The organism is Ruminococcus sporogenes (assembly GCF_054655175.1).
In genome coordinates this window covers 44,836-57,437 of record NZ_BAAHOA010000001.1, presented here as the reverse complement: position 1 = coordinate 57,437, position 12,602 = coordinate 44,836, and the positions used below count along the sequence as shown (strand labels likewise).

Annotated in this window: 12 protein-coding genes; 4 read left to right on the top strand and 8 right to left on the bottom strand. The window is 34.8% G+C overall.

Annotation, left to right across the window (positions count from 1 at the left end; all coding sequences use genetic code 11):
• Nucleotides 1-147: 147 nt before the first annotated feature.
• The 5 genes from ACYQ0N_RS00280 to ACYQ0N_RS00260 form a co-directional block, all read right to left on the bottom strand.
• Nucleotides 148-669: a hypothetical protein gene (locus tag ACYQ0N_RS00280; RefSeq protein ID WP_460161569.1), complete on the bottom strand. Its 522-nt coding sequence runs from the start codon at nucleotides 667-669 to the stop codon at nucleotides 148-150.
• Between the two features lie 180 nt (nucleotides 670-849).
• Nucleotides 850-990, bottom strand: a complete 141-nt coding sequence (locus tag ACYQ0N_RS00275) for a hypothetical protein (RefSeq protein ID WP_177532956.1) — start codon at nucleotides 988-990, stop codon at nucleotides 850-852.
• A gap of 108 nt (nucleotides 991-1,098) precedes the next feature.
• Nucleotides 1,099-1,536 (bottom strand): hypothetical protein, encoded by a 438-nt coding sequence (locus ACYQ0N_RS00270; RefSeq protein ID WP_177532955.1) that lies wholly within the window; start codon nucleotides 1,534-1,536, stop codon nucleotides 1,099-1,101.
• A gap of 169 nt (nucleotides 1,537-1,705) precedes the next feature.
• Nucleotides 1,706-6,256, bottom strand: a complete 4,551-nt coding sequence (locus ACYQ0N_RS00265) for a VWA domain-containing protein (protein WP_460161568.1) — start codon at nucleotides 6,254-6,256, stop codon at nucleotides 1,706-1,708.
• 295 nt (nucleotides 6,257-6,551) lie between these two features.
• Nucleotides 6,552-6,689 (bottom strand): hypothetical protein, encoded by a 138-nt coding sequence (locus ACYQ0N_RS00260; RefSeq protein WP_177532953.1) that lies wholly within the window; start codon nucleotides 6,687-6,689, stop codon nucleotides 6,552-6,554.
• Nucleotides 6,690-6,954: 265 nt separating this feature from the next.
• Here ACYQ0N_RS00260 and ACYQ0N_RS00255 point away from each other — a divergent pair, with 265 nt between their 5' ends.
• Complete coding sequence (locus tag ACYQ0N_RS00255) at nucleotides 6,955-7,848, top strand: hypothetical protein (RefSeq protein ID WP_177532952.1); 894 nt, start codon at nucleotides 6,955-6,957, stop codon at nucleotides 7,846-7,848.
• A gap of 175 nt (nucleotides 7,849-8,023) precedes the next feature.
• Here ACYQ0N_RS00255 and ACYQ0N_RS00250 read toward each other — a convergent pair whose 3' ends face one another.
• A complete protein-coding gene (locus tag ACYQ0N_RS00250; RefSeq protein ID WP_177532951.1) occupies nucleotides 8,024-8,251 on the bottom strand; it encodes a hypothetical protein in 228 nt (75 codons plus the stop codon).
• A gap of 507 nt (nucleotides 8,252-8,758) precedes the next feature.
• On the opposite strand from ACYQ0N_RS00250, the gene ACYQ0N_RS00245 reads away from it, so the two are divergent.
• Nucleotides 8,759-9,094 (top strand): helix-turn-helix domain-containing protein, encoded by a 336-nt coding sequence (locus tag ACYQ0N_RS00245; protein ID WP_460161567.1) that lies wholly within the window; start codon nucleotides 8,759-8,761, stop codon nucleotides 9,092-9,094.
• A 279-nt stretch (nucleotides 9,095-9,373) separates the two neighbouring features.
• On the opposite strand, the gene ACYQ0N_RS00240 is transcribed toward ACYQ0N_RS00245, so the two are convergent.
• Together ACYQ0N_RS00240 and ACYQ0N_RS00235 are read right to left on the bottom strand one after the other, a co-directional pair.
• Nucleotides 9,374-10,738, bottom strand: coding sequence for a recombinase family protein (locus ACYQ0N_RS00240; RefSeq protein WP_460161566.1), 1,365 nt, complete (start codon nucleotides 10,736-10,738; stop codon nucleotides 9,374-9,376).
• On the bottom strand, nucleotides 10,735-10,896 hold the full coding sequence (locus tag ACYQ0N_RS00235; protein WP_177532949.1) for a hypothetical protein: 162 nt from the start codon (nucleotides 10,894-10,896) through the stop codon (nucleotides 10,735-10,737). Before ACYQ0N_RS00235 ends, ACYQ0N_RS00240 begins: the two co-directional genes overlap by 4 nt.
• 238 nt (nucleotides 10,897-11,134) lie before the next feature.
• Here ACYQ0N_RS00235 and ACYQ0N_RS00230 point away from each other — a divergent pair, with 238 nt between their 5' ends.
• Nucleotides 11,135-11,440, top strand: coding sequence for a hypothetical protein (locus ACYQ0N_RS00230; protein WP_460161565.1), 306 nt, complete (start codon nucleotides 11,135-11,137; stop codon nucleotides 11,438-11,440).
• Between the two features lie 4 nt (nucleotides 11,441-11,444).
• On the top strand, nucleotides 11,445-12,461 hold the full coding sequence (locus ACYQ0N_RS00225) for a DUF6017 domain-containing protein (RefSeq protein WP_460161564.1): 1,017 nt from the start codon (nucleotides 11,445-11,447) through the stop codon (nucleotides 12,459-12,461).
• The last annotated feature ends 141 nt before the right edge of the window (nucleotides 12,462-12,602 follow it).

Here is a 12,602-nt window from a genome sequence, read left to right as displayed (position 1 = left end):
ACGGTATAATGTCCGTCGGAACCGCTTAAAATCCGTCCGTTCCATAGGTATCAATGGCAAAGCTGCTGTCAAAGGATAGGGTCCAAGCATCTATCGGAGTATCGGATATAATAATTTCACCCTGAACACCCGTATTCCATTCATTTGTTATAATATATTGTACATCATATTCACTCGACTGGTGTCCAGCTGCCCTTTTGGTAAAAAGTATAAATTGCACTCACAATATTCTTCATTCCATATCACCGAATCAACAGTAACGCATATCATATTGGATTGTGGTTTATTTTCTTTATCAACAAAGCATATGGTAACAATTTTATCGCTTGTTAATAATAATCTGTACTTCTTTTTTTCCTTTTTGCTGTTATAAAGTATATGAATCTTAATTCCTTTTAAAGTAATGAACTTATCAAAGTCTCTTTTAAATGGTACAAGAATAATTAATAACGAATGTATAATAAATATTGTCAAAACACCATATTCAAATCTGGCAAGAAAAAAATTCGCAACAAGTATTAGTACGAGCGATATTATATAAAAAATATTATTAATACTCATTTTATATTTACCACCGCAATGGATACATTTTCCTAAAAATATATTATGTGCGGACATAGCTTTTATTTGTTCCCCACACCAAGGACATCTATGCTCTTTTACTTTCATTTTTTCCCTCATCTATATGAATGCAATAAGTCATTGAAATAAATTCAATGACTTATTGCATTTAAATTATACGGCGAAGTAATAATAATGTATCTTGCCATATCGGCACCTATATACAGTATTCTCATATGTCAAGGTTAATGTGATATTATTTAAATTCAGGATTTAGCCATAATGCAATCATTTATTAATACATAAGTTTTCAAATAATAACGATACTTCGGTAGGTAATTTTGGAATGGTTTGAAGTGCATATTCATTACTTAAATATACTATTTTACTTTGAATTACAAAATCGGACATTTCAATAATAAATTCCATGTTTAACCCCCTCATTTTGAGTTAAATAATAAATGAATAACTTGGTTTTTTTCTGCATTATTTACTCCATTTTTGAGAATCCAATACAGTTGTTTCCATACTTAAAAATCAATCGGATAATTTTTCAACAATTTCTTTTGCAATACTGCAAGATGAGTCTATTTCGAGAATTTCCTTTGCTAATTTTAATGCTAAGTCATCAGACATAGGTTTTTCAGGGATTTCATTAAAAAACAACATAAATTCTTTGTTTTTAACATCAGGCTGGATTCGCACCATTTCAGAAGCATGATAATATGCTAAACTATATGCCCCTTCAAGCCAGCACATTTGTATTAATGCATTTGCTGCTAATTCATGGTGAAAACAAGAATTATCATTCATAAGCAAATATGTGATAAACCCCAATATTACAATATTGCTACTGCAATTGGATTCAGCTACAATTAAGTCCATTTTCTCAGTTTCGCTAAGTTCATTAAATAAATTGAGTGCCTTATTAAAATTAAGGCTGTTAATATATTTTATGATTTTTGTTTCATTCACGTTATGAGCTTCCTTTCGCTATAAAAAGTCTGCTGTACATATACATCAATTAAAATTAAGTAAATAAATAACTTTCCAATTTTATTGATACAAACATATACAGTACATTAACTAAATAATACTTAAGCAATTATTACTCTAACAAAATTTTTAATCTTTATTAGTTTTTTTACTCAGCAACTACCCAAGCATCTGATATGGCAATATATCCATTGCTTAATTTTTTATAAGTTACTTCCACTACTTTACCATTAAAATCTAACACTTTTTTATAAACGCCTTTATGAGTCATTTCTGTTCCATTTAACATAGTAGTAAAAATAATTTGTTTAATATCATTCCAATTCTTATCCGGCACAAGAGTTTCCCATAGATGATTGCTATTTTTACTACCTTCAATTATGTGATGAATCTTATTGCTTTGTAAGTTATCAAGTTGTTCAGAAATTTGCCTAATTTTTAAAGTGTCAGTTAATTCAACATATTTAGCTTTCTGCAAAGCAATAATTTCATCTGTATTTTTACCAGCTTTAAGCATATCATCAATTGAATTTACAGAATCATTCAATGTATCAACTGCATCAACTTTTGAAAGTTTACTTAATGCAGCAAATTCATCTAGATTTTTAATTGCACCTATTATCGGAATTATTCCAACCATATCAAGACCGGTTTGACCAGCATGACTCCATGACCATTCCCAATGTGTAACATCATATGTTACATCTCGAATGTCTGCAACGAAATCGATTCCTGTAAAGCCAATTACAATTTGGCCAGCAGTTCCAGTCAATGTTATGTCTTCACTGTAATTCCCCTTTAATACTTGGTTTTTTAGTTTATCAAGGGTGTCAGGATCAAGAATTTCATAATACAAAATATTAACATATTGATCCATAGTAAGCCAAAATGTTTCTATTCCATATGTTCCATATGCTTCACGAACCCAACTTATATATGCGGCGTACTCTTGACCTAAAACTGCTTTTCCTTCATCTAATAAAGCGGGCCAAATTTTTTGGTCAAAATGATCCCATGTAGCTTCACATTCTTTATTTTTGCTTGTTATTTCTTCGCCATCATAATTATATTTTGGCGGCATAATATCATTAAGATATTCATCAAGGACATTCAACAGCTCCTCAGTTGTTTCGCTATCTAAATTGCTGTTAATAACCAAAGGTTCTGAATCATCTTTATCATTATAACCATCCCCATCCGTATCCTTTTTAGTAGGGTCAGATGACATCTCAAAATAAATGCTCTTTGTACTATACTGAATATCACTTGGAGCGCCCTGTAAATATTGGTACTGCGGATTTATTTCTTCTCCGTCAAGCAGACCATCGCCATCTGAGTCAGGATTTAGTGGGTCAGAATAAATAACTTCCCCATTTTCCAATCTCATACCGCTGATTTCAAAGATATCTGCAAGACTGTCACCGTCTGTATCAGTCAGGTCAAAATTCTTTTCTGTTCCAAGCTTTGAATATATATTTATAAGTTCACCTGCTGTTGCCGCACGATAATATTCACCATTGGTTGCATCAGCAATATGTTTTAATATATTTTCATCAACCTCATCACCTAAACCAATAGTACATATTTTAATATTGGATTCTTTTGCCTCTATCAATAGCGCTTCATTCAATGATTCAGTCAAATCTTCAAACATGCCGCCATCAGACATAAGGATAATTATTTTTGATGAATCATCTGAAGCAACTGACAATTTACTAATTGATTCATTTAAAACAGGATTGAAGTTTGTCGAGCCTTCTTGATATAGATTATCCAAAGATTTTTTAAGCGTGTCCTTATTGCTTGTCAGGCTTTCACAAAGCCATGTTGCAGTATTCGCAAATCCGACAATTGCTGCTTTATCAGATTCCTTTAGTGTATCTATAAAACCTTTTGCCGCTGTGCTTCTTTCGCTTTTGTATGTAGCTTCATACGGCGGTGTTGACGGAGAAATTATCTGTATCGGATCGTTATCCTCCATACTTCCGGAACAATCAATAGCCAATACTGCATTTACGAGCTTGTATTGGGCGTCATATAAATCATGTTCCCATACCGCATACCATGCAGCTTTGTCAATAATCATGTATTTGCTGAAATGAGGTACAGTTGCACTTACAGTATTATTGGCACTATTAAGAATACTGTCAACGATAACAAACTTATGATTTTCCTCATCATACCATAAAATTGCAATGTTGTCAAAGTTTGTTCCGTTCAGTTTATTTGTGCGTATTTTAAAGCTGATTTCCGCATTGTCAAAATCAGACGTGGAATTAATATCATACGGACTGCCTACCAATCCGGCAACATTAGAACACATCATATCTTTATTCATTATGTCAATTATAGATGTGTTGCTGTTTATGTTTCCAGTCCCCCTGAACGATACTGAAACCGATTCAATCGGATTATTATCATCATTAGCATTTATTGTTAATGTCTGAGAAATTTTCTCGTCACAGTCAAGGATTCCGTTAAAATCCGTATCCGGCAAAGTCGGGTCAAAACCGAGGGTAACATCGTCACCGTCGCTCAGAGTATCTCCGTCGGTATCATACTTCAAAGGATCGGAACGATAAACATTGACCTCGTCTCCGTCGGATAAACTGTCCATATCGGTATCTTCTTCAAAGGGATCGGTACCGTACTCCATTTCCTTAATGTTATTCAGTCCGTCATTATCCGGATCCTCCTGACCATCGGAAATACCGTTGCTGTCTGTATCATATAAGGTAGGGTCGGTACAAGTTTTTATATACTCTTCGTAATCTGATAATCCGTCACCATCGGTATCAGACTTATTAGGATCTGTTCCTATTATCTTTTCAATTAAATCGGGAATACCATCACCATCTGTATCTGTATGGTTACGCCAGTCCTTAAACAAAATCCATTCAGCAGGCGCTTCCACCTCAAACCAAGGACGGAACCAATATCTTTCCTCGCTGTATCCGTCCGGAAATATCAAACCTAAGCATTCTCCTGTTTCCGGATCAATATAATCAAAGTTAAAGGTTCGGAGTGTATTCTTACTTCCGTCCTCAGCGTTGATAAACTCATTCGGATTATCCCACAGAATCGTCTGCTTACCGTCTGCATAATAAAATCTGATTGAGTGGGTTCCGGAGGAATAAACAGACTTAGGACCGGAAGCTTCGTTTACCTGCCATGTCGGTCCCTGGAAATTGATTAGACCGGCCGTCCATTTGCCTTCCATATCGGTCAGCGTTATGTAGTTCCAATTGCGGTTGATTTCCAGATAATCGTTATCATTATTCATGATAATAGTATCATAGCAATTTGCCTGACCGAAATTAAAGTCACCACCAATAATTACGGAACCTCCGTTAAGGTTCATTGTCTGACCTGCATTTCCATTCCAACCATCGGGTGAGGCTGTTCGGAATACCAGATTATTTCCCGTTTCCAGTCTGCCGCCGTTGATATTCAGATATGCGCCCTCTCCGTCAGACCAGAAAGACGGTATATCTGTAGTAAACGACATACTGTCACCAACATAAAGCGCACAGCCGTTTAAATTCAAGTTTGTATCATGAAGATTCAAACTCCAATTAAATTTGCCGTTTGCGTTCATTGTCAGCGTTCTTTTAAACGCTCGGTCACAGTCAAGCTCTCCGTATTGATTATATGCCGCCTGAAACCATGCAGCGTCAGAATTATCAATGCTGCCGTTTCCGTTTTTGTCCATGTAAGACTTATATTCCGCAGACTGCGGAACCGGATTTCCATAATAATTCAGTTTTTCGATTATATAATCATTTATATCCACGATACCGTCACGATTCATATCATGGTTATAAATCCATATCCATTTATCAGGATTCGCGGCTTCATTAATTCTGTCCCAGAACGGCTGCAAATCAGCATCGGTAAACAGACCATCACCGGTAAGATCCGGTATATTTACTACCTCTGGACTTCTCCGGTTATACACCAAATCGTACATAAGGTAATAATCGTATTTATTAATAATACCATCGTTATTAACATCAAAGAAATCTATATCAGCGCTCTCATGGGATAAATCAAAATACTGTCCCTCAGCTAAGTTTGTATAGAAAGCGCAGAAGCTGTCAAGCTCGTCCTGAGTAATCACCCCGTCGTTATTGGTATCCATGGACAAATTAAAATCTGTCTGTCCATAAGAAGTTGATCCGACGCAGCTCTGAACATAGCTTAAATCATCAGCGTTTAAAGCATCATCGCTCCACTGATTTGAATTATAGTAGTTGTATGTAGTATCTCCAGGAATCAATGTGACTGTATCATCCGAATCACCTGAACCAACTTTATAACTACCGGTTCCGAAATCTTTAAGGTAAAACGGAAGATAGCCATTGCACTCAAACTTAACATGATATACGTCCGATCCGCTTGCCGTTACGCTGTAGCTTCCATCACTGCTAACCTCTGCGGATGAAATTTCAGCCCAATCACCGTTGAATATCCGTACAAATACAGGTTCATTATCTCTTGCGGTATATCCGTCAACCATGCCCTTATACACATAGCCGTGAATGATTAACTCGCTTGAATAAATGATTCCGTCTGATATTGTACTGACGTTATCAACTGCATAAGCAATATTCTGTACTGCACCACTGCTAAACATCAATTGCCCCGCGAACATCACTGATAATGCCGTTGACATTATCCTTTTGAATTTATTTTCCATATGTCCTCCCTAATTGTCACTTTAGTTTCTAAATTACATCGCTAACCCTTTATTATCTATGTAATTACTTTTAATCTAACACAATAAATACGTTATTTCAATATAATTATACACATTTAGATAAAACTTTGTATAATTAAACAAAATGGCATATTAATAATTGGTAATTGTAGCCAACACCATATTCGCGTATTTGTCGAATTTAATTCTTATTATTACATTATAAAGAAAAAATCACCCTTACGACCAAAATCGCAAGGCTGAATTTTAATATATAATTAAATTTTGAAACAGTCTATTCTTCTATTTCCACCGCCGCCGCTTTCATTTCATAAGCAAAATCAATTCTTTCATTTTTAAGCTTACCGGAAAGTCCGCTAACTGCTGCAAACATCTCCGACTTAACCGGCAATGTCATTTTAAGTTCTTCCAATACCTTAATCGCCTGCGCCTTGTCCTTGCAGCCGAGGGACTGCAAAAGCGTTCTTTGCCTTGTTTGTGATAATGCCCATCATATATGCGTCAAAGGTTTCCTCTGTCAGATAGTGATAGATACCAACCTCGTCAAAGCTGTTTCACTGTGGGTTTGAAGCCTTGTGATTCAAACATTTCTTTCAGCTAAAAATGTTGTATTATATGCAAATATGTGATACAATTATTAAAATAATAATTATCGCTATGTAAAGAAGGATTACAATATGAACACCATCACAAATGAAAACAATCAATACCCGTTAATGCCAATTAACCAAACTTTTTTGGATGTGTTTGATACGTTTATGAATACAGAGCAAAGAAATAAAATCCGTGCCAACAATGTACGACAATATACAGAAGGTATTATTGATTTGTTATTAAAAGATAAGATTACCGCCCATTTGAAACCTACTGAATTATACGAAGGACTCAGCTGGAAGAAAAAAATTAAAATCATTGAAGAAAAATATGATTCAGATATCGCTAGAAACATTCGAAAAATATTCGAGATTGGAGGAGAAGGCTCACATTTTAAAGGCACAGTTAATAACGAAAGTTTAGAGCTTATTATTAATAAGGCAATTCACATTGTAGAAGATATTTTTGTAAAATATTTTCTTGAACCATCACATAAATTCGGAAGCGAAAATATTTTTACAATATTTAGCATGTTACCATTACACAATAGAATATATATTTTAGAAAATGTATCCACTCATTATGTTAACCAACACATAATTGACCGTCTTTCTCTTGCATATGCCAAATCAGGGCAAATGGGTAAATGTAAAGAATTCCTCAAAATGTCTTTGGAGGAACAGAATATTGATAAATTTTTTTATAATTATCAAATCAAAAAGATAGACACGATATTAACAAATATCAGCAGACTATATGAACTAAATTCTGATTATAACAGCGGGTCTGAATATACTAAAACTCTGGTCGTAGGAGACCAACTAGTTGTTGGATTTCCTACTTCAATTAATGTTTTTGAAACTGAAAAAGCTATTGGAGAATTCAATTATTGGTTTGAAAGCGAAAAAGAAAAATACCCAGAATTCATTAATCTCTTTTTATACTTAATGAAAACAGATGAACGTGAATACATCTAACATGTTCTTAAATAATTATTTTATTAATTCGGAAGCCATTTCAGGCTTCCGAATTTTCAATTACGCACTACGCTTTTTCTTACCGCCCACAAATTCCTCCATCTTGAGATTTGCATATTTGCCTGTATCTTCAAGGGAGTACATCGGGAGCTTGAGTCACCATTCCCAGCTTTGCTTAGTAGTCCTCATTACCAAGATAGATTTTCTTGAGTCCGTGTCTGCGCTTCCTTGAACGCTGTCTCTCATTTTCTCTGCGAGCTGCCTCTAAAACCTCCAGAACATCATCTTCAATGATGACCGTAGTTTCCTGTGAACAGTTATTTTTATATACGCTTGCGAGAACAAGACAGTTTTTACCGTCCTCTGTCTTATATACTTCAACCTTGATTTCTTCATCTGACATAATCGTTTCCTCCGAAATTTTGAATTTTTGTGTGAATCAAAATTTCGGCTCGGAGGAGAACGACATCGTTCCATACCTTTTAAATATGGGAAAACAAAAAATCCCCTGTCATACGGTATAAACCGCATAATAGGGGATAACAATATTATTTCATTATAAATCTGAACGTACAATTCAGTATTAATGCTCACGAACCCCGTAACCAAAGCTACGCTTTTTTTGAGTAATCAGTATTTACTTTTATGCCCTTGAGATACGCTTATATTCGCTGCTTATAACAGGCAGCGAAATGCAGGAACTACTCCAGCACATAAAAAAACCTCCAGTCCAAAAACTGAACCGGAGAAATTAAGACAGCAAAATGCGCCTCGTCACAATTCAGTTTTTTTTGACGAGGTAATTGCATATTACATTTTGAACCAACAGTACACTTTAACACAGAACCTCTATGCCATTATAATTTCGACAGATTTCTGTATAATTATATACAGCGAAGGTGAACTGCAAGTGCATACTAAACCTGAAACACTTGGTAAAATTATCAAATCTGCACGACAGCGTTCCGAACTCACAATGGAGGAGCTTGCAGAACGCATAGGCATTACCGAGCGATATTTGTATAGAATTGAAAATGAGGGCAAAAAACCAAGTTACGATATTCTTTACAAGTTAATCCGAGAGTTGTCCATTTCACCGGATTTGATTTTCTACCCCGAGAAACCGTCCAAAGAATCCGAAGTAGAAAACCTTATCCGTATGCTTTACACTTGCGATGAACGTTCTCTGGAAGTCGTCAAAGCAACTGCTAAGTTCTCCTTGTGTTATAGGCTTTGCTTTTCTTAATTCCGGCAAACGATAGCTGTTTTATCCATTATATCCCTCCTATGTGTTTACCTACAGTATATCATATCAAGAATATAAAATCCATACCCCATACAGTTAGTTTTTTCGCTTCTAAAGCGAATTTTACTTTATGATAACAAAAACCGCCCGAACTCATAGAATTCGGACGGTTTCAATATCAAAGGTAAAAAACAAATCCGAACACATTCTTAGTGACGAAAGTGTTCGGATTATGCGTTATTGGCTCACCGAACTTCCATTAACTCGAACCTCTTGTGATTAATCGTCGTTAAAATAAACAATTTCATCTACAAAAGTTTCAATAAGCAGTGATTTATTTTCTTCAGAAATTAGGGCCAGGATGTTATGAAGCCAATATTTAATTTGATTGAAAGATAATTTCTTACTTGATAATTTATCCTGTTCAATCTGAAGCTGCTTTTCTAAATCCTCCTTTTGCTGTTCAAGCTCAAGAAGTTTCTCTTTGACCGAATCAGTATAAATTCCATTCGCAATAGCGCCAATAATATTCTCTATATTTTTTATAATGCATTTATGTTGTTTTTTTAAAAACAGCATAGATGTATTTTCTTTTTTATTAAGTCCTATGATAGATTTTGCGATTAAATCAATACTTTTTTCTGTAAAAATTTTACTTACAACTCTTTCTAAAATTTCTTTTTCAATCAATTCCTGACGGACGCTTTTAGCCTTACATCCAAGATGTCGTTTGACAGAAGCGCATTTATAATAGCTGTAAATAACTCCGTTATGACTTGTTCCGTATTCACCCCACATAATCGAACCGCATTTGCCGCACCTCATTTTAGCAGTGAGAAGATAATGTTTTTCCGTTTCAGAGTTGGAATTGCGCTGTTTAGAATCAAGTTTTTTCTGAACAGAATTGAATAAATCTTCTGAAATGATTTTTGGAACTCCTCCCGGAATAACAACATCCCTATATCTGTATTCTCCGATGTACTTTCTGTTTCGTAAAATAGTTGACATGGAGCGTATACTGATTGATTTGTTATTTACGGTTTTCACTCCCCTGTTATTCAGATACTCCGCTATTTCCTTCATGGGAACATTCAAATCGTACATATGAAAAGCGTCTTTTACATACGGAGCCGTAAGCGCGTCAATTTGGTAATGCTTATTTCCATCAATACGGTATCCGATCGGAACAGATCCTCCGTTGAATTTACATTTTAACGCATTTTCTGTCATTCCCCGGATTACTTTTTCTGAAAGATCGGCAGAATAATATTCAGCGTATCCTTCAAGAACAGCTTCCAGAATTATGCCCTCCGCCCCCTTTGAAATAATTTCGGTAGCGGAAACAACTTCAACATTATTTTTCTTAAGAATTGCCTTGTATCTTGCGCTGTCATATCGGTTTCTTGCAAATCTGTCAAGCTTCCAAACAATGATTGACTGAAATTTATTTGAATAGCTGTCCTTGATCATTTTCTGAAATTCGGGACGGTTATCGGTCTTAGCCGAAAACGCTCTGTCTATGTATTCATAAACGACGTTCATGCCGCTTTTTTCAGCAAATTGACTGCACTCTCGGATCTGACCTTCAATACTTTCTTCTCTTTGATTGTCACAGGAATATCTTGCATAAATTACTGCGTTCATTTTTTCTGCCTCTCACGATTTTTATTTTCAAATTTACTTGTTTTTTTAATATCTGATCTTTGTTTATCCATGTAGTATTTTAGAATATCTGAATAAATAATTTTTGAAAAATAATTCAGCGATGATTCCGATATTTTTTTATATTTTATTTCGACCATAATAAAAAATTTCACCTCTCATCATAAATAAATATTTGTCGAAAATTGTCAATTTTGTTTTATTTATTATATCATAATTGACTATACAATTCAATATAAAGAAAGGGATAATTATGAATAATTCAATAATAAAAATAGTCCTGATAAGCAGTCAAGATCATAGAACTGTTTATTAAAAACGCTATTTAAAAAATAACTAATCTTAAGGTTTATGATAAATCAAATAAAGGAGAAAAAAATGAAAATTAAAAATCGTTTATCACATGGAATAATTTCACTCAAACTTGAATTTATTCCAACTTTATCGTTTGAAGCACAAGGCGTTTTAAGTCAGATGGTTAATCTTCCGAATTGCGATCACGTAACGGTTAAGCAATTTCATAAGCAATTTCCGGAAGGCAGCATATTGGAATTAAAAAAGGTTTTTGAAGAACTTGAACGTAAAAATTATATTTTTAAAGATTCAAGCGGAGCATATGTTGTAAATAAAATATCACTTGTAAAAAAAATGCACTGGATAGATCCAAGTGATAGAAAGGAATGAATAAATGCCGGTAATTAAACGTTTTGAAATGGGAAACGGTTTTACACATATTGAAAACGATTGCTTGAGAGATATTACTCTTGACATTCAGGAGAGAGGTTTACTGGTAACAATGCTGTCACTACCTGACGGTTGGGATTTTTCAGGATTAGGTTTAGCTTCTATATTACCTTGCGGTAAGTCAAAAGTTTATTCCACACTAAAAAAACTTGAAAAGGCAGGATATCTGCGAAGAACAAGAATAACCAACAAAAAAGGTGTGGTTATTGATTGGAGATATGATATTAGCGGAAGCCCTATCTTTCGTGAAAATCAAGAAATGAACAAAGAAATTATACCAGTTGCTGAAGATCAGAAGATTGGTAAAATTACCAGTTACCGAAAATCGGAAAGTGGAGATAAAAGTCCAGTTACTGAAAATCGGAAAGTGGAGATAAACCCACTTACCGATTTTCCAGATGTGGACAATCCAGATGTGGACAATCGGAAAGATAATCAAATACTAAATAATAAATTACTAAATAATATTAATCAATCTATCAATCAAGATAATATAAATAATATTAATATAAATACATATAGATGCGACGATTTGGATTCGATTGATGAGATTGATATAAAAAACAGGATCGGTTATGAGAAGCTGAAAAATGAATTTGACGAAAAGCAGCTTGATAACATCGTCGGTCTTATGACGGAGACATTCAAGTCGGAAAAGGAGAGAATCAGAATTGCCGGAGAAAATCTTGAAGCACAGCGCGTAAAGGAAAGATTTGCAGCTTTGACGGATAATCATATCCGGTATGTGCTGGAATGCATTCAGAACCAGAGCGGTAACGGAATAAGAAATATCCGCCAATATATTCTGACGTCCCTTTACAACGCCCCGGTAACGATGGAAAGCTATTATGCCGCAAGGGAACGGCCGGACAAGCCCGATAGGGAAAGCGAAGCTGAGCGCAGCTACGACCTAAACGAAATGAAAATGTTTGTAAACAATTTTCCGGATATTTCACCATGATTTTACATTTGCAAAAAAATTTTCCTCTCAATATCGCCATAGAGGCTATCAGCAAGCCTCAGAATCGATTTTAGTGCGTTCAGACAGAAAACAATACCCTAAAAATAAAAACGTCTTAAAACAGCCTTATTTTAGCTCTGA